The following is a 25074-nucleotide window of genomic DNA, read 5'->3' as shown; positions in this document are numbered from 1 at the left end:
TTCAAAAAAACCCGCCTTCCGGCGGGTTTTTTTATGCCTGGCTGAAACACCAGGTCACCTCCTTCGCGGGTAAACCCGCTCCCACAGGTACTTCCACCAGGGCGCAAAGCGACGCGATTTCTGTGGGAGCGGGTTTACCCGCGAAGGAGCGACGAGGTATCTCAATCCTCGCTGATGGTGATGCTCGGCATCGCCGGCGCCGCCGCTTCCTGCAGCACGATCCGCGCCCCCACCTGACGGGCCAGCTCCTGGTAAACCATGGCAATCTGGCTTTCCGGCTCGGCAATGGCCGTAGGCTTGCCGCTATCGGCCTGCTCGCGAATCAGCATCGACAAGGGCAACGACGCCAGCAGGTCGACACCATACTGTGCCGCCAGCTTCTCACCACCGCCTTCGCCGAACAGGTGCTCGGCGTGGCCGCAGTTCGAACAAATGTGTACGGCCATGTTCTCCACCACACCCAATACCGGGATGTTCACCTTGCGGAACATCTCGACGCCTTTCTTGGCGTCCAGCAAGGCAAGGTCCTGCGGGGTGGTTACGATTACCGAGCCTGCCACCGGCACTTTCTGCGCCAGGGTCAGCTGGATGTCGCCCGTTCCAGGCGGCATATCGATGACCAGATAGTCGAGATCGTCCCAAGCCGTCTGGGTCACCAGTTGCAGCAAAGCACCCGAGACCATCGGACCGCGCCAGACCATCGGCGTGTTGTCGTCGGTCAGGAAGGCCATGGACATGACTTCCACACCATGAGCCTTGATCGGCACGAACCACTTCTGCTCGCGCACCTGTGGTCGGGTGCCTTCGGCAATGCCGAACATCACGCCCTGGCTAGGGCCATAGATATCGGCATCCAGAATACCTACCCGAGCACCTTCACGGGCCAGGGCCAGGGCCAGGTTGGCCGCGGTGGTCGACTTGCCGACGCCGCCTTTGCCAGAGGCCACGGCAACGATATTCTTCACATTGGCCATGGCCGGCACCTGGGCCTGTGCCTTGTGCGCGGCAACCACGCAGTCGATCGACACCTTGGCCGAGACGACGCCCTCCAGGTTCTCGATCGCCGTCTGCAGCACCTGGGCCCAACCATTCTTGAACAGCCCGGCGGCATACCCCAACTGCAGTTGCACGCTGACCTGGCCGCCCTGGATATCCACGGCCCGCACGCAGCCGGCGCTCACAGGGTCGAGATTCAGATAGGGGTCGGTGTACTGGCGAAGCGCGCCTTCGACGGCGGCACGGGTGACGGCACTCATGGAGGCTCCCATTGGCAAACGGTAGTCAAACAGGCGCTTATCCTAACCCGTCAATCGTCAGTAGATGCGTCCTTGGGGTGAAATAAATTTCCCAGCCCTTTATAGTTGCCGATCACCCTAATTTTTACCCCGAGCCAGATAAGTAGCCGAGCCAACATGTCCGAGCCACGTCAGATTCTCGTAACCAGTGCCCTGCCCTATGCCAACGGATCCATCCACCTTGGCCATATGCTTGAGTACATCCAGACGGACATGTGGGTTCGCTTCCAGAAACTACGTGGCAACCAGTGCATCTACGTCTGCGCCGACGACGCCCACGGCTCGGCCATCATGCTGCGCGCCGAGAAGGAAGGCATCACGCCAGAGCAGCTGATTGCCAACGTCCAGGCCGAGCACAGCAGCGATTTCGCCGACTTCCTGGTGGACTTCGACAACTTCCACTCCACCCACTGCGAAGAAAACCGCGAGCTGTCCGGGCTGATCTACACCCGCCTGCGCGATGCCGGGCACATTGCCACCCGTTCGGTCACCCAGTACTTCGACCCTGAGAAGGGCATGTTCCTGGCCGACCGTTTCATCAAGGGCACCTGCCCCAAATGCGCGGCCGAAGACCAATACGGTGACAACTGCGAGAAGTGCGGCGCCACCTACGCGCCCACCGAGCTGAAGAACCCCAAGTCGGCCATCTCCGGCGCCACCCCAGAGCTGCGCGACTCCCAGCACTTCTTCTTCAAGCTGCCTGACTTCCAGGCCATGCTCCAGCAATGGACCCGCAGCGGCACCCTGCAGGACGCGGTCGCCAACAAGCTCGCCGAATGGCTGGATTCTGGCCTGCAGGAGTGGGATATCTCTCGCGATGCGCCGTACTTCGGTTTCGAGATTCCTGGCGAGCCCGGCAAGTACTTCTATGTCTGGCTGGACGCACCGATCGGTTACATGGCCAGCTTCAAGAACCTGTGCGCCCGCCGCCCTGAGCTGGACTTCGACGCGTTCTGGAAAGAAGACTCCAAGGCCGAGCTGTACCACTTCATCGGCAAGGACATCGTCAACTTCCACGCCCTGTTCTGGCCAGCCATGCTCGAAGGTTCGGGCTTCCGCAAGCCAACCGGTATCAACGTGCACGGCTACCTGACGGTCAACGGCGCGAAAATGTCGAAATCGCGCGGCACCTTCATCAAGGCGCGCACCTACCTGGACCACCTGCAGCCGGAATACCTGCGTTACTACTACGCCTCCAAGCTGGGCCGTGGCGTCGACGACCTCGACCTGAACCTGGAAGACTTCGTGCAGAAGGTCAACTCCGACCTGGTCGGCAAGGTGGTCAACATCGCCAGCCGTTGCGCCGGCTTCATTCACAAGGGCAATGACGGTGTGATGGTCGCTGGCGACGCCGCACCAGAACTGACCGAAGCATTCCTGGCTGCCGCTCCGTCCATCGCCGAAGCCTACGAAGGCCGTGACTTTGGCCGCGCCATGCGCGAAATCATGGCCCTGGCCGACCGAGCCAACGCCTGGATCGCCGACAAGGCACCATGGTCGCTGGCCAAACAGGAAGGCAAGCAGGATGAAGTCCAGGCCATCTGCGCCCAGGGCATCAACCTGTTCCGTCAACTGGTGATCTTCCTCAAGCCGGTACTGCCAGTGCTGGCCGCCGATGCCGAGGCGTTCCTCAACGTTGCGCCGCTGGCCTGGAACGACCACCTGTCGCGCCTGGAAAACCACAAGCTCAACCCGTTCAAGGCCCTGATGAGCCGTATCGAGCCTGCCAAGGTCGAAGCCATGGTCGCAGCCAGCAAGGAAGACCTGCTGGCCACAGAAGCCAAGGCACCAGCCGGCAATGGCGAACTGACCAAGGACCCGCTGTCGGCCGAGATCGAGTTCGACACTTTCGCCGCCGTCGACCTGCGCGTGGCCCTGATCGTCAAGGCCGAGTCGGTGGAAGGCGCTGACAAACTGTTGCGCCTGACCCTGGACATCGGTGACGAGCAGCGCAACGTGTTCTCTGGCATCAAGTCCGCGTACCCCGACCCATCCAAACTGGAAGGGCGCCTGACCATGATGGTTGCCAACCTCAAGCCGCGCAAAATGCGCTTTGGCGTATCCGAGGGCATGGTCATGGCGGCAGGCCCTGGTGGTGAAGAGATCTACCTGCTCAGCCCCGACAGCGGTGCCAAGCCAGGCCAACGCATCAAGTAACGCCCCCCTGCCCCGGCTTCACCGCCGGGGCATTTGCATCCACGGCCGACAATTCCCGGCTATCGTCATCCCATGAACGACTACATTCTGATACTGGTCAGCGCCGCGCTGGTCAGTTCTCTGACCCTGCAACGTCAGCCCTTCTCGCAGTTGCACGTGCATGTGCTCGGCTTGACGTGCGCATTGTCGATTCTACTGGGGGTGAGCGGCGGGCAGCTGCTTGCGCGCGTGCTGCTGGCGCCTTGGCAACTGCAGGACCTGCAACTGTTCCTGTTCCTCCCATGGCTCGCGCTTGTGAGCCTGGGAGTGCCGTATGCACTGGCGAGGCTGCGCCCTGATTGGCCCGCGACCACGTTACCTGCGCTGATACCGGCGGGAGCTCCACTGCTAGGCTTGTTGCTACAGGCAACGGCCGAAGGCCAGGGCGGCCTGGTGGTAGCCACCTCTGCGCTGCTTACCGGCCTGGGCTTCTGGCTTGCCCTGGTGCTGTTCAACGACCTGCGCCAGCGCACCGATCAGGCTGACATTCCAGCCAGCCTGCGTGGCTTGCCCATCGACTTGCTTGGTGCCGGGGTCATGGCCATGGCGTTCTCCGGCTTCAACGGATTATTCACACAATGAGTCTGATACAACGCATCGACGCCCTGTTACCGCAAACCCAATGCGGTAAATGCGGCCACGGAGGCTGTCGGCCTTACGCCGAAGGCCTGGCTGCGGGCGAAGCGATCAACAAATGCCCACCCGGCGGCAGTGAAACCATCCAGGCCTTGTCGGCGTTGCTGAAAGTGCCAGTGATCGCACTCGACCCGCAGCGTGGCAGCGCACCGCCTCAGGTGGCGTTCATTCGCGAAGCGGAATGCATCGGCTGCACCAAGTGCATCCAGGCATGCCCGGTCGACGCAATCGTCGGGGCTGCCAAACTTATGCACACGGTGATCGCCAGTGAATGCACCGGCTGCGACCTGTGCCTGGCGCCCTGCCCAGTCGACTGCATCGACATGCTGCCCTTGCCGAGCAATGTCATCCCTATTGTCAGTGGCCTTGCCCATACACCTGAGCAGTTGCAAGAACGCGCTAAACGCCGCGATCAGGCCCGCCTTCGTCATGAACAACGTGCTTCCCGCCTGCTGCGCGATGAGGCTCGCCGCGAAACCCTGCGCCTGGCGCGCAACACGCCGAACACCAACAGCGCGCAGAGCACTGCCGACCCGATCAAAGCTGCCATCGAGCGAGTCAAGGCACAGAAAGCCGCCAGCGACGATGCCGCCCTCAAACAGGCCAAGATTGCCGCCGCCATGAGTCGGGCGCAGCTGAGCAAAGCCCGTAGCGCATTTGGCGCAACCCCCAACGACGCCCAACGCGTCCAACTACAAACATTGCAAAGCGCCGTTGAGCAGGCACAGCAACATCTCGCTGCACTTCAGGCAGGGCCTGAACATGGCCCCTCCTGACCCACGAATGCGCGCGGCCATGGGCCTGGTCCTGCTGGCTTGCGCCCCAGGTCTGCTGGCACTGTTCTGGCTGCATGGCTGGGGCCTGTTGTTGAGCTTGCTGCTGTGCTGTGGGGCGGCCCTGGGCTGTGAAGCATTATTGCTGGCATTGCGCGGTGAACCCGTCACTGAGACGCTGGCCGATGGCAGTGCGCTGGTGACCGCCGTGCTGCTGACAGCGGCCCTGCCAACCCATGCACCTTGGTGGATACCGGTGATCGCAGCCAGCGCCGCCATCGGCATTGGCAAACAAGCCTTTGGTGGAGTGGGCCGTAACCTGTTCAACCCGGCAATGGTCGGCTATGCCGTGGTGCTGCTGTGTTTCCCATTGCAAATGACCCACTGGCCCGGGCAATCACCCAGCATGCTGGAGAGTGTGCAGTTGGTGTTCGCTGGCGAGCAAATCGATGCTTGGGCACAACCGACCGTACTCGACAGCCTGCGCCACAACCGCAGCCTGACAATCGAAGAACTGTTTGCCCGTCATCCAGGTTTCGGCACCATTGGCGGACGCGGTAGCGAATGGGTCAATCTGGCGTTTCTGATCGGGGGGCTTCTGCTTGTGCAGCGCAAGGTATTCAGCTGGCAGACGCCGACGGGGTTGCTCGCGGGACTTGCGCTGTTCAGCCTGCTGGGCTGGAATGGCTCAGGTTCAGACTCCAATGGCTCACCCTTGCTGCACCTGTTCTCCGGCTCGACTATGCTGGCGGCGTTCTTCATTGCCACCGAGCCGGTGTCTGGCCCCAGGAGCGACCTTGCCAGACTGCTGTTCGGCTTTGGTGCAGGTCTACTGATCTACCTTATCCGCACCTGGGGCAGCTACCCGGATGGCACTGCGTTCGCCATTCTGCTGATGAACCTCACGGTTCCCAGCCTTGAGCGCCTTGCCCTGCGGCGCAGGCAGACCTCACCGTGAAACACCTCATTCGCTCGGCTGGTTGGCTGATAGCCGTCGGCATACTGAGCCTGTCAGCCACATTCGCCTGGCGCCAGTGGACTCACCCTGCGATCAGTCAAGCCGAACAAGCGCTGAAAGAGCGCCAATGGCTCGCGGTCCTGCCGGCGAACAGCTACGACAACCGGCCGCTGGCCGTCGCACTACCGGTTCCCGACGCCAAGCTGCCGCACAGTCGTGTCATGGCAGCCTACCTGGCGATGTTAGGCACACAAGTGACGGCCGTCATCCTCCTGAGCGAGACCCAGGGCTACGGTGGGCCAATCAGGCTGACCATCGCCATCGACCCCAACGGGCGCCTGATTGGCAGCCAGGTGCTCGAGCAACAGGAAAGTCCTGGGCTGGGCGCGCGAATTGGCGACCCGCAATTGAACTGGCTGGGGCAATTTGCCAATCGACACCTCAAGGACCACTGGGCGCTCAAGCGCGATCAGGGGGATTTCGACCAGCTCGCAGGTGCCACGGTTACCTCGCGGGCAGTGATCGAGGCATTGCAAGATGCCTTGAGCTACTTTGACGCACATCGCCAGGTCTTGCTGGAGGCCCCTGTTCATGAATAGGTTTTGCTGGCTGGCTGCCAGCCTGGTACCCGTGCTTGGCGCTACTCGAACCTTGACCCAAGGCGCCAGCATTGCCCTGTGCCTGGTGGGGCTGACACTCGCCCATCAGGTGCTGCTGGTACCGCTGCGCCAGCAACTCACCGGGATGACGCTTCAACTGGCGAGCCTGCTAATTATCGCAGCCCTGGCCAGCTGCTTGCAGCTCGGCCTGCGCGCATGGACATTGCCGATAGCCCTGATCCTGGGCTTTTATCCGGCGCTTTTATGCCTGGCGTGCGTGGCTATCGATGGTCTGCTACCAACCAACGGGCGCTCGCGCCAGCTGCTCTTGCAGTTGAGTGGCATGGTAGTGGTCTTGCTGCTCATGGGTGCCAGCCGTCAATGGCTGAATGAAGGCTTGAACCTGCACTTGGCTAGCCTGGCTCCAGGCGCCCTGCTGATACTCGGACTGCTGTTGGCCTTGTACAATCGCCTTCGCCCAACTCCGCCCCCTACGCCGAAGGAAAGCGTCGCCCCATGAATGCCGCAAAACGCCTGGAAATTTTCCGCAGGCTGCACGAAGACAACCCGGACCCAAAGACTGAACTGGCCTACACCACCCCGTTCGAGCTGCTGGTTGCCGTGACCCTCTCGGCCCAGGCCACCGACGTTGGCGTCAACAAGGCCACTGCACGGCTGTTTCCGGTGGCCAATACACCAGAAGCCATCTACGCCCTGGGCGTCGAAGGGTTGAGCGAATACATCAAGACCATTGGGCTCTACAACAGCAAGGCCAAGAACGTCATCGAAGCTTGCCGCCTGCTGATCGAGCGCCACGACAGCCAGGTCCCGCAAACGCGGGAGGCTCTGGAGGCTCTACCAGGCGTTGGGCGCAAAACAGCTAACGTGGTGCTCAATACTGCTTTCCGCCAACCCACCATGGCCGTCGACACACATATCTTCAGGGTCAGCAACCGAACCGGTATTGCGCCTGGGAAAACCGTGTTGGAGGTGGAAAAGAAACTGCTCAAGTTCGTGCCCAAGGAATACCTGCTCGATGCCCATCACTGGCTCATTCTGCATGGGCGCTACGTGTGTCAGGCGCGCAAGCCACGCTGCGGCAGCTGTCGGATCGAGGACTTGTGCGAGTACAAGCAGAAAACTTCGGACGATTGAGTCGATAGCAAAAAACCTGGGTTGACGATTGAAAAAATCTTTTTTACCAGGCTCAGCTTTCTCGCTATAAGGACGGCCAATGGCCCTTTGGCTTGGAGCGACTCAATGAGCACCGATAAAGACGAACTGTCAATCGAAGATGAATTTGCTACCGCCGACGACGAAGCGGAACCTCAGGTAGAAACCGCGAAGACCAACCTGAGCAAGCGCCGCACCATCGACAACATGCTGGAAGAACGACGCCTGCAAAAGCAATTGGCCGATTTCGACTACGACCTGTAGTCCTCCCGGAAAGCCTCCCTTGTGGAGGCTTTCCGCTTTATGACGCTCAGGTCAGACCATGGCGTTGGGCAAGCTCTATCAGGTCCACCAACGACCGGGCATTGAGTTTGAACAACAGCCGTGTCTTGTAGGTACTGACAGTCTTGTTACTGAGGAACATGCTTTCGGCAATCTCCTTGTTGGACTTGCCGCGCGTCAGTTGCTGCAGCACCATCATTTCCCGGGCGGACAGACGTTCGACCATTTCGCTCTCGGTGGCCCCGCCCACCCTTCCTCGCGACGCGTGCAGCGCCTGGTTCGGGAAATAACTGTAACCCGACAGCACAGCCTTGATCGCACTGAGCAACTCGGTAAGTTCCTGCTGTTTACACACGTACCCTGAAGCCCCCGCCTGCATGCAGCGCATCGAAAAGTGGCCAGGCGCCTGCGATGTCAGCACCAGTACCCGACTGCCCGGGCTGGCGGACGCCATGCGTGCGATCACCTCAAGCCCGTCCAGTTTCGGAATACCGATATCCAGCACCACGATATCCGGTAGGTGTTCCCGCGTCAGTTGCAAGGCTGCCACTCCGTTGTCGGTTTCCGCGACCACATCGTAGCCGTGCCGCTCCATCAGCATGCGTACGGCCAAGCGTATGACCGGATGGTCATCCACGATAAGCACTTTATTCATGCGAAATCCATTCATTATTTTCGTTGACGCGCCAAGATAACCGAGCAGAACAACTCTTGCGTTACGATTTTCCGCTCGAACACACGAATAGATGGAACTTACAGTAGTTAGAGAATTTTCCTACAAAATGGCTTTGCATCCACTCCACCTCTCCGCAGCAGAAAATCTACCTGCAACTATTCAGAATTGACCAGTTGAAACAACAAGCACGGTTTGAGTGATTTTTCAGCACGAGCACTGAAGCAGAACTTAACGCCTGCAGATTGACCGGAGTATTACTTCGAGCACGGCTTCGAACGTGGAAAGCCCCACTCTTTAGTTGATTGACTTAGTGAGGTATTGAGTCAGAAACACCCGGAGACCGCCATCATGCCCAACCCTCAGCCTTTTGCGCCGCTGACCATCATTGCCGTCTTGGCGGGCATCATCGAGGCCTCCGCCCTTGCCACCCTGCCCTTCCTCAGCGAAGACAGCCAGAGCCTCTACACCTGGTTCCTCGTAGCCTTTCCGTTTTTCCTGACTGCATTGTTTTTCCTCACCCTGAACTTCAACCACAAAACCTTTTACATGCCCGACGCCCCCGCTTTGGACAATGAGGCTCAAACAACGCCTCCTTTGCATTCGAACCAACTCATCACCTTGGCGACCGAGTCGAGTCCGATAACCGTGATGCTCTCCGGGCCAGATGCGCAATCAATGTTACGCAAACACGTTCTCGAGGCGCTGGCGTATCCCAACGACACAGCATGCTGCTGGGTGCTGGTCGACCTGGATAAACAGCAATCCATCCAACTGACATTGAGGCCACTTCCAGAAAACACTGCAGGACCTGCACCTTGAAAGCGTTCCAGTGTGAAACGCGCAAAAAAAAACCCCGGCCGAGGCCGGGGTTGATGCAGCTCGAGGCAGCACTTACAGCATCGAGCGGCCCTTGTTGGCAGCGATGCGCATGCGCAGTGCATTGAGCTTGATGAAGCCGGCAGCATCCGCCTGGTTGTAGGCGCCGCCATCTTCCTCGAAGGTCGCGATGTTGGCATCGAACAGCGAGTCATCCGACTTGCGGCCAACGACGATCACATTGCCTTTGTACAGTTTCAGGCGCACAACGCCGTTCACGTTGACCTGAGAAGCGTCGATCATCTGCTGCAGCATCAGACGCTCTGGGCTCCACCAGTAGCCGGTGTAGATCAGGCTGGCGTACTTCGGCATCAGCTCGTCTTTCAAGTGAGCGACTTCGCGGTCCAGGGTGATCGACTCGATGGCGCGGTGAGCCTTGAGCATGATGGTGCCGCCCGGGGTCTCGTAGCAGCCGCGGGACTTCATGCCGACGTAACGGTTCTCGACGATGTCCAGACGGCCGATACCGTTGGCGCCGCCAATGCGGTTCAGGTCGGCCAGCACGGTGGCCGGGGACTTCTCGACGCCGTCGATGGCGACGATGTCGCCGTTGCGGTAGGTCAGCTCGATGTAGGTGGCCTGGTCAGGGGCGTTCTCTGGCGAGACGCTCCATTTCCACATGTCTTCTTCGTGCTCGGTCCAGGTATCTTCCAGAACGCCGCCTTCGTAAGAGATGTGCAGCAGGTTGGCATCCATCGAGTACGGCGATTTCTTCTTGCCGTGGCGCTCGATCGGGATACCGTGCTTCTCGGCGTAGTCCATCAGTTTTTCGCGGGACAGCAGGTCCCACTCGCGCCACGGGGCGATGACCTTGACACCCGGCTTGAGGGCATAGGCGCCCAGCTCGAAGCGAACCTGGTCGTTACCCTTGCCGGTCGCGCCATGGGAAATGGCATCGGCGCCGGTTTCGTTGGCGATTTCGATCAGGCGCTTGGCGATCAGCGGACGAGCGATGGAAGTACCCAGCAGGTACTCGCCTTCGTAGACGGTGTTGGCGCGGAACATCGGGAAGACGAAATCACGCACGAACTCTTCGCGCAGATCGTCGATGTAGATCTCTTTAACGCCCATTGCCTGAGCCTTGGCACGGGCCGGCTCGACCTCTTCGCCCTGACCCAGGTCAGCGGTGAAGGTCACCACTTCGCAGTTGTAGGTGTCCTGCAGCCACTTGAGAATCACCGAAGTATCAAGGCCGCCGGAATACGCCAGTACGACCTTTTTTACGTCCGCCATGCCATCACTCCACGGGGTTGTACGGAAAGCCACCGATTCTAACGGTGTTGCGGCCAAATTTACAGTGGGGCGACAGCTTGTGACGACAAAGCGACAGGAACTGTCGATACCGCGACTCCCTGACGCAGCAGGCTAGGATTTTGCGGCGGGTGTGCTGGCTGCCGGGACAGGTGTGGTGGCGGCCGGTGCCGTTGCCGGTTGCGCTGCCGGCTGCTCGACGGGCTTTTCAACCGGCTTCTCGACTGCGGCGACACGGTCCAGTTCGATGTTGACCCGACGGTTGCGCGCACGGTTGGCGGCGCTGTTGTTCTTGACCAACGGGTAGCGTTCACCGTGAAAGCGCACGACGATCTGATCTTCCGCAATGCCGTTGGCCTTGAGGTAATCGGCCACGGCCAACGCCCGGCGGCGCGAGCTGTCGCGATTGGTCAGGCGGTTGCCGCTGTTGTCGGAGTGTCCGTTGAGTTCGATATGGTTGACCGTAGGATCGGCCTTCAGATATTCGAGGATCACATCCAGCCGGGCCTTGGCCGAGTCGTCCAGTTCAATACCGCCACCCGGGAAGCCCACCTGCGTCTGGCGGACCTGATCGAAGTTCATCGCCAACAGCTTGCCAGCGCACAGCTGATAATCGCTGTAAGCCTTGGCGAAACTCACCGGCAGCACGCGCACCTCCATGGCCCGCCCACCTTCTCCGCTGTAGGCGCGCACCACCGTGCTACGCCCATCGAGCAGCCCATTGATCAGCCGGCTGGCCTGGCCCTGGGAAGAACTGAACAGCACCCCGGTGCGCGCCATGCGCACCGCACCGAGGTTGATGTCGGCCCGCCCAGGTTGCCACGGCGCTGCCGCCGCCAGCAGAGTGGCGGAACCGGCGCCCAACACATTGGTGTCCGAACGCAGTCGGAACACCGGCTGCTCACCGGCCCGGCGCACGAACTCACCACTGCCGAAACCGTCGATCGGCTGGACAAGACGGCATTCGAACTGATCACCCTCGACTTTCCAGGCGATGTTTTCCATGCGGGTCTGAAAAGTCAGCGCACCAGCCGGCAGGCTGGCGAACAGGGTCAACAGGGCTAGGTAACGCTGGCGCACGGGCGGCTCCAATAATTCTGACGGCTTACCTTGAGGCTATCGGGCGCCGATCGGAAAACTTGATAGCCGTGCTCGCCCCCCGGTTTTCCGGTAGCATTGAGGCTTGAGTTCGACCCGCCTGGAATCCCCAATGTCCGATCGCCTGACCCTCCTGCGCCCCGACGACTGGCACATCCATCTGCGCGATGGTGCCGTCCTGCCCCATACCGTTGGCGACGTGGCGCGCACTTTCGCCCGCGCCATCATCATGCCCAACCTGGTTCCGCCGGTACGCAACGCCGTCGAGGCGGGCGCCTACCGTGAGCGCATCCTGGCCGCACGCCCGGCCGGCAGCCGCTTCGAGCCGCTGATGGTGCTGTACCTCACCGACCGCACCAGCCCCGAGGACATCCGTGCGGCCAAGGCCAGCGGCTTCGTCTACGCCGCCAAGCTGTACCCTGCCGGCGCCACCACCAACTCCGATTCCGGCGTGACCAGCATCGACAACATCTTCCCCGCCATCGAGGCGCTGGCAGAAGTTGGCATGCCGCTGCTGGTACACGGTGAAGTGACCCGCAGCGAAATCGACGTGTTCGACCGCGAGAAGCGCTTCATCGATGAGCACATGCGCCGTGTGGTCGAGCGTTTCCCGACCCTCAAGGTGGTGTTCGAGCACATCACCACCAGCGATGCCGCGCAGTTCGTCACCGAGGCCCCGGCCAACGTTGGCGCGACCATCACCGCGCAGCACTTGCTGTACAACCGCAACCACATGCTGGTAGGCGGTATCCGCCCGCACTTCTACTGCCTGCCGATCCTCAAGCGCAACACCCACCAGGTGGCCTTGCTGGATGCTGCCACCAGCGGCAACCCGAAGTTCTTCCTCGGTACCGACTCGGCACCTCATGCCAAGCATGCCAAGGAAGCCGCGTGCGGCTGTGCCGGTTGCTACACCGCTTACGCGGCCATCGAAATGTACGCCGAGGCATTCGAGCAGCGTAACGCGCTGGACAAACTGGAAGGCTTCGCCAGCCTGCATGGCCCCGCCTTCTATGGCCTGCCGGCGAACACCGACACCATTACCCTGGTCCGTGAAGAATGGACCGCCCCGGACAGCCTGCCGTTCGGCGAGCAGACCGTGATCCCGCTGCGTGCCGGTGAAAAACTGCGCTGGCGCCTGCTGGAGGAAAACGCGTGAGCGAAGACTTCTACGAAGACGACCAGGACGGCCAGGTCAGCAGTGGCCCACGCCACCCGATGGCTGAACGCTTCCGCGGCTACCTGCCAGTGGTGGTGGATGTCGAGACCGGTGGTTTCAACAGCGCCACCGATGCGCTGCTTGAAATTGCCGCGGTAACCATCGGCATGGACGATAAAGGCTTCCTTTTCCCGGAACACACTTACTTCCATCGCGTGGAGCCGTTCGAAGGCGCCAACATCGAACCTGCGGCACTGGAGTTCACCGGTATCAAGCTGGACCACCCGCTGCGCATGGCAGTGAGTGAAGAAACCGCGCTGACCGACATCTTCCGTGGCGTGCGCAAGGCGCTCAAGGCCAATGGCTGCAAGCGAGCGATCCTGGTCGGGCACAACAGCAGCTTCGACCTGGGCTTCCTCAATGCCGCCGTGGCGCGCAACGACCTGAAGCGCAACCCGTTCCACCCGTTCTCCAGCTTCGACACCGCGACGCTGGCCGGCCTGGCTTATGGCCAGACCGTGTTGGCACGCGCCTGCCAGAGCGCCGACATCGACTTCGATGGGCGCGAAGCACACTCGGCGCGTTACGACACCGAGAAGACGGCTGAGCTGTTCTGCGGCATCGTCAACCGCTGGAAAGAGATGGGCGGCTGGCGCGACTTCAACGATTGAGTTGAAGACCTCATCGCCGGCAAGCCGGCTCCCACAGATACGGTGTAGGAGCCGGCTTGCCGGCGATGAGGCCGAACCCGCCACTGGGTGCATCGAGCCCAGACACAAAAAAACCGGCCACCTGGGCCGGTTTTTTCATGCACGCGGCAATTACAGCTTGCCAGCGTTCTCGCTCAGGTAGGCAGCGACGCCTTCCGGCGAAGCGGTCATGCCCTGGTCGCCTTTTTTCCAGTTGGCAGGGCAGACTTCGCCGTGCTCTTCGTGGAATTGCAGAGCGTCGACCAGACGCAGCAGCTCGTCCATGTTACGGCCCAGTGGCAGGTCGTTGACGATCTGCGAGCGAACAACACCGTTGGTGTCGATCAGGAAGGCGCCACGGAAAGCCACGCCGCCTTCGGACTCGACGTCGTAGGCTTTGCAGATTTCGTGGGAGATGTCAGCAGCCAGGGTGTACTTGACCTGGCCGATGCCGCCGTTGTTGACCGGGGTGTTACGCCAGGCGTTGTGGGTGAAGTGCGAGTCGATCGACACGCCGATCACTTCCACGTTGCGCGCCTGGAAGTCAGGAATGCGGTTGTCCAGAGCGATCAGCTCGGACGGGCAGACGAAGGTGAAGTCCAGCGGGTAGAAGAACACCAGGCCGTACTTGCCCTTGATGGCCGAAGCCAGGTTGAAGCTGTCGACGATCTCGCCGTTGCCCAGTACGGCAGGTACGGTGAAGTCGGGGGCTTGTTTGCCAACGAGTACGCTCATTGCTATCTCCTGATGAGAGTGAAGAATCGTTTGCCGGTGCAAGGCTGGCTTGCCCGACATCCAACAAAGGCCGACCATCATACACGGCTTGCGGTGACAGTCCGAATTCAACCGCCGGTCGCTCAAGCACGGCCCTCTCCGAAAGTCCTTTGACAAGCATTCTCATTAACATTAAGCTCCAACCCATCGACCCAACCAACGATGGTCAGCCTTTATGTATGTGTGTCTTTGTGTCGGCGTTACCGACGGACAGATCCGCGATGCGATCTATGAAGGATGCTGCAGTTACAAGGAAGTGCGAGCCGCGACGAACGTCGCCAGCCAGTGTGGCAAATGTGCCTGTCTGGCCAAAGAGGTGGTCCGCGAGACCCTGACCGAAATCCAGGCGAGCCAGCATGCCGCCCTGCCCTACCCAGTGGAATTTACCGCTGCCTGATTTGCCCGAATTCGAAGAACCGGACCTTGTGTCCGGTTTTTTTATGCCTGTAATTCAATAAGTTAGCGCTCTAACGCGGTTCACAAACATTCTTATTCCTATTAATTTTCATTTATTATTCAATAACTTAGGTTTGACAGACCCCATTATCAGGCTCAAACTTCTCTGTATTGGCACACTTCTACAGGGCAGGAACCCGAAATGAAAGGCGACGTAAGCGTCATCCAGCATCTCAACAAGATCCTCGGAAACGAGCTGGTCGCAATCAACCAGTACTTCCTGCACGCACGCATGTACGAAGATTGGGGCCTGAACAAGCTCGGCAAACACGAGTACAAAGAATCCATCGACGAGATGAAGCACGCTGACAAACTGATCAAGCGTATTCTCTTCCTCGAAGGCATCCCCAACGTTCAGGACCTGGGCAAGCTGCTGATCGGCGAGCACACCAAAGAGATGCTCGAATGCGACCTGAAGATCGAACAGAAAGGCCTGGTCGACCTGAAGGCAGCCATCGCTCACTGCGAAACGGTCGGCGACTTCGGCTCGCGTGATTTGCTCGAAGACATCCTCGAATCCGAGGAAGAACACATCGACTGGCTGGAAACCCAACTGAGCCTGATCGACAAGATCAGCATCGAGAACTACCTGCAGTCGCAGATGGGCGAAGAGTAAATTCCCACCCCATAAAAAAACCCGCAATGTGCGGGTTTTTTTATGCCTGGGGTAAATCAGGCTTCAGAAGCCTTGGCCTTGGCGGCCGCTTCCTTGATCAGGGTCTGCAGCTCACCCTTCTCGAACATTTCCAGCATGATGTCGCTGCCGCCGACCAGTTCACCGGCGACCCACAGTTGCGGGAAGGTCGGCCAGTTGGCGTACTTTGGCAGGTTGGCGCGGATTTCCGGGTTCTGCAGGATGTCGACGTAGGCGAACTTCTCGCCGCAACCCATCACAGCCTGCGAGGCACGCGCAGAGAAGCCACACTGCGGGGCATTCGGCGAGCCTTTCATGTAAAGCAGAACGGTGTTGTTGGCAATCTGCTCTTTGATCGTTTCGATGATATCCATGTAGCACCTCGGCTGAACTTTCCGACGCGGTCGTCGGCACGGTGACGCATTGTAACGGAAAGCCGAGCGGCGTGCTCGGCCTTACCGTTGCTCAAGCGGCCTCCACCTGCACAGGCACGCCATTGAGGGCTGCGTTACCGGAAACCTGGTCGCGCAGACGCTCATCGGTCAGGTCATTGGCGCTGACACCGGGTTGCCCATGGGCGATCTGCAACTGCACCCCATGGCGACCATGGCCGTATCCATGGGGCAGGCTGACAACGCCCGGCATCATGTCCTCGCAGGCTTGTACTTCGACCTCCAGCGTGCCGGTTCGCGAACGGATACGCACACGTTGACCACTCTCCAACTGCCGTTGCTGCAAGTCTTGGGGGTGCATCAGCAACTGGTGGCGTGGCTTGCCTTTGACCAGTCGATGAAAGTTGTGCATCCACGAGTTGTTGCTGCGCACGTGACGCCGGCCAATCAACAGCAGCTCCCCCGCCACGGGTGGCGCTTGCAAGGCAAGTCGACGCAGGTCGTCCAGCAGCACCTGAGGTGCCGCCTCGATTGCCTGGCTGTCGGTACGCAGGCGCGCGCCAAGGTTCGCACGCAGCGGGCCCAGATCCAGGCCATGGGGATGCGCCTGCAAGGCTTTCAACGAAAGCTTCCATGGGGAAGACTCGCCATAGCGCCCGCCACGCAGCGCCATGTCGATCATCTGCGCGGGGGCAACAGTCGGCTTGAGTTCAAGACCTGCGCGTTCGGCGAATGCCCGCGCCAGGCCGACGAAAATCTCCCAGTCGTGCAGCGCCCCTTCCGGCTTGGCCAGTATCGCCTGGTTGAAGCGCGTGACATTGCGCACCGCCAGCAAGTTGAACGTGGTGTCGTAGTGGTCGTTCTCCAGCGCCGAGGTCGATGGCAGAATCAGGTCGGCATGGCGGGTGGTCTCGTTGATGTATAGATCGATGCTGAGCATGAACTCCAGCCCATCCAGTGCCACGTCCAGTTGCCGGCCATTGGGCGTGGACAGCACCGGGTTACCGGCCACGGTCACCAGCGCCCGGATCTGCCCGTCCCCTGGTGTGAGCATCTCCTCAGCCAAGGCTGCAACCGGAAGCTCCCCACCATATTCCGGTAAACCGGACACGCGACTTTGCCAGGCATTGAAATGCCCACCCGAAGTGCTGGCCACCAGGTCGACCGCCGGCTCGGTGCACAACGCGCCCCCGACTCGGTCGAGGTTGCCGGTGACCAGGTTGATCAGTTGCACCAGCCAGTGGCAGAGGCTGCCGAACGCCTGGGTCGACACGCCCATGCGCCCATAGCACACCGCCTTGTCTGCAGCGGCGAAATCTCGCGCCAGTTGGCGGATGTCAGTAGCAGCAATGCCGCAGACGGCGCTCATTTTCTCGGCGGTCAACGGCGAAATCGCTTCACGCACCCGCTCCAGACCATCGACCGGCAAATGCGAGCCACGGGCCAGGTTCTCATCGAACAGGGTGCTGAGCAGGCCACACAACAAGGCAGCGTCCCCACCGGGGCGCACGAACAGATGACGATCCGCCATCGCCGCCGTTTCGCTGCGCCGCGGGTCGACCACCACCAGCTGCCCACCCCGGGCGCGCAGCGCCTTGAGGCGTTTTTCCACGTCCGGCACGGTCATGATGCTGCCGTTGGACGCCAACGGGTTGCCGCCCAGAATCAGCATGAAGTCTGTGTGGTCGATGTCCGGAATCGGCAACAGCAACCCGTGGCCGTACATCAGATGGCTCGTCAGGTGCTGGGGCAATTGGTCCACCGAGGTGGCGGAATAGCGGTTGCGGGTTTTGAGCAAGCCCAGAAAATAGTTGCTGTGGGTCATCAACCCATAGTTGTGCACGCTGGGGTTGCCTTGGTAGACCGCGACGGCATTGCGACCATGGGCCTGCTGCACCGACCAGAGCTTCTCGGCAGCCAAGGTGAAGGCCTCTTGCCAACTGATCGGCTGCCATTGGTCACCGATGCGCCGGTGAGGCACGCGCAGCCGGTCGGGGTCGTCCTGGATATCCTGCAACGCCACCGCTTTGGGGCAGATATGGCCACGGCTGAACGGGTCCTCGGGGTCGCCCTTGATGGAGCTGATTCGCGCCCGCCCGTCGGCTTCATGACTGACTTCGATGTTCAGGCCACAAATGGCTTCGCACAGGTGACAGGCACGGTGATGCAGGGTCTTGGTCATGGCCGCCTCTGCCTTGTTGTTGTCCAGGCACGACTATGCGCCCGGCCCTTGCCTGCGGCCAGCGCGCTTCGTCCCATGAATCCCCCGACATCAGGCGCACGATTTGCGACAGCCATTTGCCAAATTGCCAACAAGCCGTGTACAACCTCTGTAGCAAATAAAAAACAGCCAAGGCTCAGCGGGTTACGACATCCTTCGCAACAGAGACGCTGTTCTCCCTCTTGGTTTCAGGCGACATTTAATTATAGTATTGCGCCTTTCCCTATTTCGTCCGCCCCGTGCGGCTTACGCCGCAGGTCACTCCCGTTGTCAAAAAAACCATACGGTCGACCTGCATACCGTTGCAGATAAGGTAGTCAATCATGAGCGCTAGGCACTTTCTCTCCCTGATGGATTTCACCGCTGACGAATTGCTCGGCGTGATCCGTCGAGGCATCGAGCTGAAGGACCTGCGTAACCGAGGCGTGCTGTTCGAGCCGCTGAAAAACCGTGTGCTGGGGATGATCTTCGAGAAGTCCTCGACCCGCACCCGTCTGTCGTTCGAAGCCGGCATGATCCAGCTCGGCGGCCAGGCTATTTTCCTGTCGCCACGTGATACCCAGCTGGGTCGTGGCGAACCAATCGCCGACAGCGCCATCGTCATGTCGCGCATGCTCGACGCGGTGATGATCCGTACCCATGCCCACAGCACCCTCACCGAGTTCGCCGCCAATTCGCGCGTTCCGGTAATCAACGGCCTGTCGGACGAGTCGCACCCGTGCCAGCTGCTGGCCGACATGCAGACCTTCCACGAACACCGTGGCTCGATCCAGGGTAAGACCGTGGCCTGGGTCGGTGATGGCTTCAACATGTGCAACTCGTACATCGAAGCGGCGGTGCAATTCGACTTCCAGCTGCGCATCGCTTGCCCGGAAGGCTACGAGCCTGACCAGCGTTTCCTCACGTTGGGTGGCGACCGTGTGCAAATCGTCCGTGATCCAAAGGAAGCGGTGCGGGGTGCACACCTGGTGACCACCGATGTCTGGACTTCCATGGGTCAGGAGGAGGAAACTGCACGGCGCCTGGCGCACTTCGCGCCTTACCAGGTCACCCGCGAACTGCTCGACCTGGCGGCACCCGATGTCCTCTTCATGCACTGCCTGCCCGCCCACCGTGGCGAGGAAATCAGCCAGGACCTGCTCGACGACCCACGCTCGGTCGCCTGGGACGAAGCTGAAAACCGGCTGCATGCACAGAAGGCGCTTCTCGAATTCCTTGTAGAACCGGCTTACCACCACGCATGAGTCAACCCCTACTGCTCAACCTGCGCAACCTCGCCTGCGGCTATGGCGAGCAGCGCATCGTCCAGAACCTCAACCTGCACCTGAACGCAGGCGACATCGGTTGCCTGCTGGGTTCCTCCGGTTGCGGCAAGACCACCACCCTGCGCGCCATCGCCGGCTTCGAGCCGGTGCACGAGGGCGAGATCCAGCTGGCTGGCGAGGTCATTTCCCGCGCAGGCTTCACCCTGTCCCCGGAGAAACGCCGCATCGGCATGGTGTTTCAAGACTATGCGCTGTTTCCGCACCTGACCGTGGCACAGAACATCGCCTTCGGCATCGCCAAACACCCGCGCCAGGCCGAAGTGGTCGAGGAGATGCTCGAACTGGTCAAGCTGGGTGGCCTGGGTGGACGCTATCCCCATGAGCTGTCCGGCGGCCAGCAACAGCGTGTCGCGTTGGCCCGCGCCTTGGCCCCCGAGCCTCAATTGCTGCTGCTCGACGAACCCTTCTCCAACCTTGACGTAGAGCTGCGTCGCCGGTTGAGCCATGAGGTCCGTGACATTCTCAAAAGCCGTGGCACCAGTGCCATCCTGGTGACCCATGACCAGGAAGAAGCCTTTGCCGTCAGCGACCACGTCGGCGTGTTCAAGGAAGGCCGCCTGGAGCAGTGGGATACCCCCTACAACCTCTACCACGAGCCGCAGACGCCATTCGTGGCCAGTTTCATCGGCCAGGGCTACTTCATCCGTGGTCAGATGAGCAGCCATGAATCGGTCAACACCGAGGTGGGCGAGCTGCGCGGTAACCGAGCCTATACCATGGCCCAAGGCAGCTGGGTGGATGTGCTGCTGCGCCCAGACGACATCGTGCCGGCGCCGGACAGCGAGCTGCGGGCCAAGATCGTTGGCAAGAGTTTCCTCGGGGCCTCGACCTTGTATCGCCTGCAACTGCCCACTGGCAGCCAGCTCGAGGCCATTTTCCCCAGCCATATCGACCACCAGGTCGGTCAAGATGTCGGCATTGCCGTGAAGGCCGATCACCTGGTGCTGTTCCCGGTACCGGGCAGTGTGGCGGCGCAGTTGCCGCGCCAGGAGAACGGGGTTCGTCGCTACAGTTCGGCGACCTGACACAAGGGGCCGCGAAGCGGCCCTTGTTGTTTCAGCCTCGGCCAATCCCGGCAAATTTGCCCTGGGTATGCTCGGCCAACACCACCGCTGCCAGCTCAACTTCAAGCCCACGGCGCCCAGCGCTGACATGAATGCTTGCAAAGTTCTGCGCAGACTCATCGATGAAGGTGCGCAGGCGCTTCTTCTGCCCCAACGGGCTGATGCCGCCCACCAGGTAGCCCGTCGCACGCTGCGCCACTGCTGGGTCAGCCATCTCGCACTTCTTCACGCCTGCGGCCTGGGCCAGTGCCTTCAGGTCCAGGGTTCCGACTACCGGCACCACCGCCACCAACAGCTCCCCCTTTTCACTGCTCGCCAACAGGGTCTTGAACACCTGCTGAGGGTCTAGCCCGAGCTTCTCTGCGGCTTCCAGCCCGTATGAGGCGGATTTGGGGTCATGCTCGTAACTGTGCACACGATGTTCGGCGCGCACCTTTTTCAACAGGTCGAGGGCGGGGGTCATTCAGCACTCCGGTCTGGGACAGGTCGGCGGCTACTTTAGGATAAATCCCACAAGCCAGCCAGCGCAGAGCTGACAAGCCTCTCTAGCACGCTGATTCACGCCCCTAATGGCCGGCCATTTCGTGACCGAGCGTTCACTTTCGACCTTTGACATCAGCGTTTCTTGTCTATATTTTTTCGTTTCTGAAGAAATGGTGCACTTATAAGGTGCATTTCCTGTACCCGCCCGACGTCAATGGGGATCGATGTCGGGCTTTGCTGTCGAGCGCCAAGCGCCTCACAACAAAAACAACGAGGTCATACATGACGACTGCTCTGCGCGAACCCACTCTGTCCAGCCAATGCCTGGCCGAATTTCTCGGTACGGCGCTGCTCATCTTCTTTGGTACCGGCTGCGTCGCAGCCTTGAAAGTCGCGGGCGCCAGCTTCGGGCTCTGGGAAATCAGCATCATCTGGGGCGTGGGCGTCAGCATGGCGATCTACCTCACCGCCGGTATTTCCGGTGCGCACCTGAACCCGGCCGTGAGCATCGCCCTCACCCTGTTCGCCGGCTTCGACAAGCGCAAACTGCCTTTCTACATGCTGGCCCAGGTATGCGGCGCCTTCTGCGGTGCAGCATTGGTCTACACCCTTTACAGCAACCTGTTCTTCGATTTCGAACAAGCCCACGCCATGCTGCGTGGCAGCCCGGCCAGCCTGGAACTGGCGTCGGTATTCTCGACCTATCCGCATCCGTCGCTGTCCTTCGGCCAGGCGTTTCTGGTCGAGGTGGTCATCACCGCCATTCTCATGGCCGTGATCATGGCCCTAACCGACGACAACAACGGCCTGCCCCGCGGCGCCATGGCTCCGCTGCTGATCGGCCTGTTGATCGCGGTGATCGGCAGTGCCATGGGGCCGTTGACCGGTTTCGCGATGAACCCCGCCCGAGACTTCGGGCCCAAACTGATGACTTTCCTGGCAGGCTGGGGCGAAATCGCCTTCACTGGCGGACGGGACATACCCTATTTCCTGGTACCGGTGTTTGCCCCGATTCTCGGCGCTTGCCTGGGTGCCGCGCTGTACCGCGGCCTGATCGCTCGCAACCTGCCGGTGGCGCAAAACGCGACCACTGAGACAAACGACAATCCCCAGGGCGATACTCAAGTCAACTGATACCGGCGTCGCGAGACTTCGCCCGCCCAAGCCCTGACCTAATCAATTTGCAAGGCCTACGACCATGACAGATACCCAGGATAAGAACTACATCATCGCCCTGGACCAGGGCACCACCAGTTCGCGGGCCATCATTTTCGACCGTGATGCCAACGTGGTCGGCACCTCACAACGAGAGTTCGCCCAGCACTACCCGCAGGCCGGCTGGGTCGAGCACGACCCCATGGAAATTTTCGCCACCCAGAGCGCGACCATGGTCGAGGCACTGGCGCAGGCGGGCATCAGCCATGCCCAAGTCGCGGCGCTGGGCATTACCAACCAGCGTGAAACCACGGTGGTCTGGGACAAGGAAACCGGCCGCCCGGTATACAACGCCATCGTCTGGCAGTGCCGTCGCAGCACCGAAATCTGTGCCCAGCTCAAGCGCGACGGCCATGAAGAGTACATCCGCGAAACCACGGGGCTGGTGACCGACCCGTACTTTTCCGGTACCAAGCTGAAGTGGATTCTGGACAATGTCGAAGGCGCTCGTGAACGCGCCGAGCGCGGCGAATTGTTGTTCGGTACCGTCGACACCTGGCTGATCTGGAAATTTTCCGGTGGCAAGGTGCACGTCACCGACTACACCAACGCCTCGCGTACCCTGATGTTCAACATCCACACACTGCAGTGGGACGAAAAGCTGCTGGAAATCCTGGGCATCCCGCGCCAGATGCTGCCTGAAGTTCGACCTTCTTCCGAGGTATACGGCCACACCAAGAGCGGCATCGCCATCGCCGGTATCGCCGGTGACCAACAGTCGGCATTGTTCGGGCAAATGTGCGTGGAACCCGGCCAGGCGAAGAACACCTATGGCACCGGCTGTTTCCTGCTGATGAACACCGGCGACAAGGCCGTCAAATCCTCCCACGGCTTGCTTACCACCATCGCCTGCGGGCCGCGTGGTGAAGTGGCCTACGCGCTCGAGGGCGCCGTTTTCAATGGTGGCTCCACCGTACAGTGGCTGCGTGATGAGCTGAAAATCGTCAACGATGCCCTGGATACCGAGTACTTCGCCAGCAAGGTCAAGGACAGCAACGGCGTTTACCTGGTGCCGGCATTCACTGGCCTGGGCGCCCCCTACTGGGACCCGTACGCCCGTGGTGCACTGTTCGGTCTGACCCGTGGCGTGAAAGTCGATCACATCATCCGCGCCGCGCTGGAGTCGATCGCCTACCAGACCCGCGACGTGCTCGACGCCATGCAGCAGGACTGCGGCGAACGCCTGTCAGAGCTGCGCGTGGACGGCGGCGCGGTGGCCAACAACTTCCTCATGCAGTTCCAGGCGGACATCCTCGGCACCTGCGTCGAACGCCCGAAGATGCGCGAAACCACCGCACTCGGTGCTGCTTACCTTGCCGGCCTGGCCTGCGGCTTCTGGAGTGGCCTGGACGAATTGCGCGACAAGGCCATCATCGAGCGAGAGTTCAGCCCGCAGCTGGACGAAGCCCAAAAAGAGAAGCTGTACAAGGGCTGGAAAAAGGCTGTTGAACGTACTCGCGACTGGGAAGATCACGACGCCTGAATCGCCTTTTAGGACGATGTGAAACGACCGACCTCTTCGCGGCGGTCCGGCGCACCGGTAAAACCGCTCCCACAGGGACACCACCAGCACCGAAAGCGCTGGTATTCCTGTGGGAGCGGGTTTACCGGTGCGCCGGACCGCCGCGAAGAGGTCGGCACTTACAACAGCCCAGCTACTGGCCGTCATCCACTTCCTACGGCATCATTGCAGAATTTGTCCGGCAGCCCCTAAGGACCGCCCATGAATCTGCCCCCTCGCCAACAACAAATTCTCGAGCTGGTCCGCGAACGTGGCTATGTCAGCATCGAAGAAATGGCGCAGTTGTTCGTCGTGACCCCGCAAACCATCCGTCGTGACATCAACCAGCTCGCCGAGCTCAATCTACTGCGCCGCTACCATGGTGGAGCCGCCTATGATTCGAGCGTCGAGAACACCGCCTACGCCATGCGCGCCGATCAGATGCGCGACGAGAAGCAGCGCATTGCCGAAGCCGTGGCCCGGCAGATTCCCGACCACGCGTCACTGTTCATCAATATCGGAACCACCACCGAGTCGATTGCCCGGGCACTGCTGAACCACAACCACCTCAAAGTGATCACCAACAACCTGCATGTGGCGGCAATTCTTGCGGCCAAGGACGATTTCGAGGTGCTGGTCGCTGGCGGCACGGTGCGTCGCGATGGCGGCGTGGTAGGCCAGGCCAGTGTCGATTTCATCAACCAGTTCAAAGTCGATTTTGCCCTGGTGGGTATCAGTGGCATCGACGAGGACGGTAGCCTGCTGGACTTCGACTACCAGGAAGTGCGTGTTTCCCAGGCGATAATCGCCAATGCCCGCCAAGTGATCCTCGCCGCCGACTCCAGCAAGTTCGGGCGCAATGCCATGGTTCGTTTGGGCTCGATCAGCCTGGTCGATTGCCTGGTGACCGACCAATCCCCTTCTCCTGCACTTACCCAGTTGCTCAACCAGTACAAGATTCGCCTCGACGTGGTTTGAAGGCTGGCGGGGGCATGCCGCAAGATTCTTGGCGTTGATGAGATCAAGCGCCGCCCGCGCGGCGCATCGCGAGCAAGGCTCGCTCCTACGTTTGTTTACGGCCAGTAACGCCTGTGAAAGGCGCGCGCGACCGCCTTGTTTGCACGACGCGACTTCAAACCATGCGCCAAAGCGTTCGCGCGCAAATCCCACAGGCATCACTGGCCCGAAACAAACGTAGGAGCGAGCCTTGCTCGCGATGCGCCGCGCGGGCGGCGCTCGATCTCACAGAAGACATCCCCCTCAAGCCGATCACTCAAATTTTCGTAATTGTTCACTTTCCTGTCATCACATCAGTTTTTTCTATAAAGACTGACTGGCGACTGGCTTT

Annotated in this window: 25 protein-coding genes and 1 pseudogene; 18 read left to right on the top strand and 8 right to left on the bottom strand. The window is 60.6% G+C overall.

From position 1 onward, the window contains the following. Nucleotides 1-161: 161 nt before the first annotated feature. Nucleotides 162-1256, bottom strand: a complete 1095-nt coding sequence (gene apbC, locus PspTeo4_RS27355) for an iron-sulfur cluster carrier protein ApbC (RefSeq protein WP_322366813.1) — start codon at nucleotides 1254-1256, stop codon at nucleotides 162-164. Nucleotides 1257-1412: 156 nt separating this feature from the next. Between apbC and metG the strand changes: the two genes are divergently transcribed. The 8 genes and pseudogenes from metG (at nucleotide 1413) to PspTeo4_RS27315 (ending at nucleotide 7894) form a co-directional block, all read left to right on the top strand. Further along, nucleotides 1413-3452, top strand: a complete 2040-nt coding sequence (metG, locus tag PspTeo4_RS27350; RefSeq protein ID WP_322366812.1) for a methionine--tRNA ligase — start codon at nucleotides 1413-1415, stop codon at nucleotides 3450-3452. Between the two features lie 72 nt (nucleotides 3453-3524). Next, nucleotides 3525-4073: an Rnf-Nqr domain containing protein gene (locus PspTeo4_RS27345; RefSeq protein WP_322366811.1), complete on the top strand. Its 549-nt coding sequence runs from the start codon at nucleotides 3525-3527 to the stop codon at nucleotides 4071-4073. Next, nucleotides 4070-4879 (top strand): annotated as a pseudogene (rsxB, locus tag PspTeo4_RS27340) (electron transport complex subunit RsxB); the annotation flags it as partial. The gene PspTeo4_RS27345 and the pseudogene rsxB, both read left to right, overlap by 4 nt. Before the next feature lie 10 nt (nucleotides 4880-4889). Beyond that, nucleotides 4890-5858 (top strand): RnfABCDGE type electron transport complex subunit D, encoded by a 969-nt coding sequence (locus PspTeo4_RS27335; RefSeq protein ID WP_322366810.1) that lies wholly within the window; start codon nucleotides 4890-4892, stop codon nucleotides 5856-5858. Further along, nucleotides 5855-6457, top strand: coding sequence for an RnfABCDGE type electron transport complex subunit G (locus PspTeo4_RS27330; RefSeq protein WP_322366809.1), 603 nt, complete (start codon nucleotides 5855-5857; stop codon nucleotides 6455-6457). The genes PspTeo4_RS27335 and PspTeo4_RS27330 overlap by 4 nt, the downstream gene beginning before the upstream one ends. Next, a complete protein-coding gene (locus tag PspTeo4_RS27325) occupies nucleotides 6450-6977 on the top strand; it encodes an NADH:quinone oxidoreductase (protein WP_322366808.1) in 528 nt (175 codons plus the stop codon). The genes PspTeo4_RS27330 and PspTeo4_RS27325 overlap by 8 nt, the downstream gene beginning before the upstream one ends. Then, nucleotides 6974-7612 (top strand): endonuclease III, encoded by a 639-nt coding sequence (gene nth, locus PspTeo4_RS27320; RefSeq protein ID WP_322366807.1) that lies wholly within the window; start codon nucleotides 6974-6976, stop codon nucleotides 7610-7612. Before PspTeo4_RS27325 ends, nth begins: the two co-directional genes overlap by 4 nt. Nucleotides 7613-7717: 105 nt before the next feature. Continuing rightward, nucleotides 7718-7894 carry a PA3496 family putative envelope integrity protein gene (locus tag PspTeo4_RS27315; protein ID WP_322366806.1) on the top strand — a complete coding sequence of 59 codons (177 nt, stop codon included), beginning with the start codon at nucleotides 7718-7720 and terminating at the stop codon, nucleotides 7892-7894. A gap of 46 nt (nucleotides 7895-7940) precedes the next feature. On the opposite strand, the gene PspTeo4_RS27310 is transcribed toward PspTeo4_RS27315, so the two are convergent. After that, on the bottom strand, nucleotides 7941-8567 hold the full coding sequence (locus PspTeo4_RS27310) for a response regulator transcription factor (protein ID WP_322366805.1): 627 nt from the start codon (nucleotides 8565-8567) through the stop codon (nucleotides 7941-7943). Between the two features lie 369 nt (nucleotides 8568-8936). Between PspTeo4_RS27310 and PspTeo4_RS27305 the strand changes: the two genes are divergently transcribed. Next, entirely contained in the window at nucleotides 8937-9407 is a 471-nt protein-coding gene (locus PspTeo4_RS27305) for a hypothetical protein (protein WP_322366804.1), read from the top strand. A gap of 72 nt (nucleotides 9408-9479) precedes the next feature. Here PspTeo4_RS27305 and PspTeo4_RS27300 read toward each other — a convergent pair whose 3' ends face one another. Then, nucleotides 9480-10697, bottom strand: a complete 1218-nt coding sequence (locus PspTeo4_RS27300) for an argininosuccinate synthase (RefSeq protein WP_322366803.1) — start codon at nucleotides 10695-10697, stop codon at nucleotides 9480-9482. Nucleotides 10698-10829: 132 nt separating this feature from the next. Further along, nucleotides 10830-11795 (bottom strand): flagellar protein MotY, encoded by a 966-nt coding sequence (locus PspTeo4_RS27295; RefSeq protein WP_322366802.1) that lies wholly within the window; start codon nucleotides 11793-11795, stop codon nucleotides 10830-10832. Between the two features lie 130 nt (nucleotides 11796-11925). On the opposite strand from PspTeo4_RS27295, the gene pyrC reads away from it, so the two are divergent. After that, nucleotides 11926-12972 (top strand): dihydroorotase, encoded by a 1047-nt coding sequence (pyrC, locus tag PspTeo4_RS27290; RefSeq protein ID WP_322366801.1) that lies wholly within the window; start codon nucleotides 11926-11928, stop codon nucleotides 12970-12972. Nucleotides 12973-13031: 59 nt separating this feature from the next. Next, a complete protein-coding gene (gene rnt, locus PspTeo4_RS27285; protein WP_416196996.1) occupies nucleotides 13032-13643 on the top strand; it encodes a ribonuclease T in 612 nt (203 codons plus the stop codon). A 150-nt stretch (nucleotides 13644-13793) separates the two neighbouring features. Here the strand turns inward: rnt and PspTeo4_RS27280 are convergent, their stop codons facing one another. Beyond that, nucleotides 13794-14396 (bottom strand): peroxiredoxin C, encoded by a 603-nt coding sequence (locus PspTeo4_RS27280; protein ID WP_322366798.1) that lies wholly within the window; start codon nucleotides 14394-14396, stop codon nucleotides 13794-13796. A gap of 214 nt (nucleotides 14397-14610) precedes the next feature. Here PspTeo4_RS27280 and PspTeo4_RS27275 point away from each other — a divergent pair, with 214 nt between their 5' ends. Together PspTeo4_RS27275 and bfr are read left to right on the top strand one after the other, a co-directional pair. Then, nucleotides 14611-14832, top strand: coding sequence for a bacterioferritin-associated ferredoxin (locus tag PspTeo4_RS27275; protein ID WP_322366797.1), 222 nt, complete (start codon nucleotides 14611-14613; stop codon nucleotides 14830-14832). 201 nt (nucleotides 14833-15033) lie between these two features. After that, a complete protein-coding gene (gene bfr, locus PspTeo4_RS27270; RefSeq protein ID WP_322366796.1) occupies nucleotides 15034-15507 on the top strand; it encodes a bacterioferritin in 474 nt (157 codons plus the stop codon). Nucleotides 15508-15563: 56 nt separating this feature from the next. On the opposite strand, the gene grxD is transcribed toward bfr, so the two are convergent. Together grxD and PspTeo4_RS27260 are read right to left on the bottom strand one after the other, a co-directional pair. Next, entirely contained in the window at nucleotides 15564-15899 is a 336-nt protein-coding gene (grxD, locus tag PspTeo4_RS27265) for a Grx4 family monothiol glutaredoxin (protein WP_027918973.1), read from the bottom strand. A 91-nt stretch (nucleotides 15900-15990) separates the two neighbouring features. After that, nucleotides 15991-18099, bottom strand: a complete 2109-nt coding sequence (locus PspTeo4_RS27260; protein WP_322366795.1) for a molybdopterin oxidoreductase family protein — start codon at nucleotides 18097-18099, stop codon at nucleotides 15991-15993. A gap of 362 nt (nucleotides 18100-18461) precedes the next feature. Between PspTeo4_RS27260 and argF the strand changes: the two genes are divergently transcribed. Both argF and PspTeo4_RS27250 read left to right on the top strand, forming a co-directional pair. Next, a complete protein-coding gene (gene argF, locus PspTeo4_RS27255) occupies nucleotides 18462-19382 on the top strand; it encodes an ornithine carbamoyltransferase (protein ID WP_322366794.1) in 921 nt (306 codons plus the stop codon). Next, a complete protein-coding gene (locus PspTeo4_RS27250) occupies nucleotides 19379-20488 on the top strand; it encodes an ABC transporter ATP-binding protein (protein WP_322366793.1) in 1110 nt (369 codons plus the stop codon). Before argF ends, PspTeo4_RS27250 begins: the two co-directional genes overlap by 4 nt. 31 nt (nucleotides 20489-20519) lie before the next feature. Here PspTeo4_RS27250 and ybaK read toward each other — a convergent pair whose 3' ends face one another. Continuing rightward, on the bottom strand, nucleotides 20520-20990 hold the full coding sequence (ybaK, locus tag PspTeo4_RS27245; RefSeq protein WP_322366792.1) for a Cys-tRNA(Pro) deacylase: 471 nt from the start codon (nucleotides 20988-20990) through the stop codon (nucleotides 20520-20522). 302 nt (nucleotides 20991-21292) lie between these two features. Here ybaK and PspTeo4_RS27240 point away from each other — a divergent pair, with 302 nt between their 5' ends. The 3 genes from PspTeo4_RS27240 (at nucleotide 21293) to glpR (ending at nucleotide 24704) form a co-directional block, all read left to right on the top strand. Further along, entirely contained in the window at nucleotides 21293-22144 is an 852-nt protein-coding gene (locus tag PspTeo4_RS27240; protein WP_322366791.1) for an MIP/aquaporin family protein, read from the top strand. Nucleotides 22145-22208: 64 nt separating this feature from the next. Next, nucleotides 22209-23708 carry a glycerol kinase GlpK gene (gene glpK / locus PspTeo4_RS27235; RefSeq protein ID WP_322366790.1) on the top strand — a complete coding sequence of 500 codons (1500 nt, stop codon included), beginning with the start codon at nucleotides 22209-22211 and terminating at the stop codon, nucleotides 23706-23708. 240 nt (nucleotides 23709-23948) lie between these two features. Next, nucleotides 23949-24704, top strand: coding sequence for a DNA-binding transcriptional repressor GlpR (glpR, locus tag PspTeo4_RS27230; RefSeq protein ID WP_322366789.1), 756 nt, complete (start codon nucleotides 23949-23951; stop codon nucleotides 24702-24704). Nucleotides 24705-25074 lie beyond the last annotated feature (370 nt).

Origin of the sequence: Pseudomonas sp. Teo4 (genome assembly GCF_034387475.1) — a bacterium.
GTDB lineage: Bacteria > Pseudomonadota > Gammaproteobacteria > Pseudomonadales > Pseudomonadaceae > Aquipseudomonas.
The sequence above is the reverse complement of the archived record's forward strand: the minus strand, read 5'-3'. Positions and strand labels throughout refer to the sequence as shown.

What these genes read in the sequence shown, in the direction of transcription:
- PspTeo4_RS27310 (WP_322366805.1), bottom strand. Translation starts at nt 8,567, where the DNA reads ATGAATAAAGTGCTTATCGTGGATGACCATCCGGTCATACGCTTGGCC.
- apbC (WP_322366813.1), bottom strand. Translation starts at nt 1,256, where the DNA reads ATGAGTGCCGTCACCCGTGCCGCCGTCGAAGGCGCGCTTCGCCAGTAC.
- PspTeo4_RS27325 (WP_322366808.1), top strand. Translation starts at nt 6,450, where the DNA reads ATGAATAGGTTTTGCTGGCTGGCTGCCAGCCTGGTACCCGTGCTTGGC.
- bfr (WP_322366796.1), top strand. Translation starts at nt 15,034, where the DNA reads ATGAAAGGCGACGTAAGCGTCATCCAGCATCTCAACAAGATCCTCGGA.
- rnt (WP_416196996.1), top strand. Translation starts at nt 13,032, where the DNA reads ATGGCTGAACGCTTCCGCGGCTACCTGCCAGTGGTGGTGGATGTCGAG.
- ybaK (WP_322366792.1), bottom strand. Translation starts at nt 20,990, where the DNA reads ATGACCCCCGCCCTCGACCTGTTGAAAAAGGTGCGCGCCGAACATCGT.
- PspTeo4_RS27275 (WP_322366797.1), top strand. Translation starts at nt 14,611, where the DNA reads ATGTATGTGTGTCTTTGTGTCGGCGTTACCGACGGACAGATCCGCGAT.
- PspTeo4_RS27345 (WP_322366811.1), top strand. Translation starts at nt 3,525, where the DNA reads ATGAACGACTACATTCTGATACTGGTCAGCGCCGCGCTGGTCAGTTCT.
- PspTeo4_RS27300 (WP_322366803.1), bottom strand. Translation starts at nt 10,697, where the DNA reads ATGGCGGACGTAAAAAAGGTCGTACTGGCGTATTCCGGCGGCCTTGAT.
- PspTeo4_RS27280 (WP_322366798.1), bottom strand. Translation starts at nt 14,396, where the DNA reads ATGAGCGTACTCGTTGGCAAACAAGCCCCCGACTTCACCGTACCTGCC.
- PspTeo4_RS27260 (WP_322366795.1), bottom strand. Translation starts at nt 18,099, where the DNA reads ATGACCAAGACCCTGCATCACCGTGCCTGTCACCTGTGCGAAGCCATT.
- grxD (WP_027918973.1), bottom strand. Translation starts at nt 15,899, where the DNA reads ATGGATATCATCGAAACGATCAAAGAGCAGATTGCCAACAACACCGTT.
- pyrC (WP_322366801.1), top strand. Translation starts at nt 11,926, where the DNA reads ATGTCCGATCGCCTGACCCTCCTGCGCCCCGACGACTGGCACATCCAT.
- PspTeo4_RS27250 (WP_322366793.1), top strand. Translation starts at nt 19,379, where the DNA reads ATGAGTCAACCCCTACTGCTCAACCTGCGCAACCTCGCCTGCGGCTAT.
- metG (WP_322366812.1), top strand. Translation starts at nt 1,413, where the DNA reads ATGTCCGAGCCACGTCAGATTCTCGTAACCAGTGCCCTGCCCTATGCC.
- argF (WP_322366794.1), top strand. Translation starts at nt 18,462, where the DNA reads ATGAGCGCTAGGCACTTTCTCTCCCTGATGGATTTCACCGCTGACGAA.
- PspTeo4_RS27335 (WP_322366810.1), top strand. Translation starts at nt 4,890, where the DNA reads ATGGCCCCTCCTGACCCACGAATGCGCGCGGCCATGGGCCTGGTCCTG.
- PspTeo4_RS27305 (WP_322366804.1), top strand. Translation starts at nt 8,937, where the DNA reads ATGCCCAACCCTCAGCCTTTTGCGCCGCTGACCATCATTGCCGTCTTG.
- PspTeo4_RS27240 (WP_322366791.1), top strand. Translation starts at nt 21,293, where the DNA reads ATGACGACTGCTCTGCGCGAACCCACTCTGTCCAGCCAATGCCTGGCC.
- PspTeo4_RS27315 (WP_322366806.1), top strand. Translation starts at nt 7,718, where the DNA reads ATGAGCACCGATAAAGACGAACTGTCAATCGAAGATGAATTTGCTACC.
- glpR (WP_322366789.1), top strand. Translation starts at nt 23,949, where the DNA reads ATGAATCTGCCCCCTCGCCAACAACAAATTCTCGAGCTGGTCCGCGAA.
- nth (WP_322366807.1), top strand. Translation starts at nt 6,974, where the DNA reads ATGAATGCCGCAAAACGCCTGGAAATTTTCCGCAGGCTGCACGAAGAC.
- glpK (WP_322366790.1), top strand. Translation starts at nt 22,209, where the DNA reads ATGACAGATACCCAGGATAAGAACTACATCATCGCCCTGGACCAGGGC.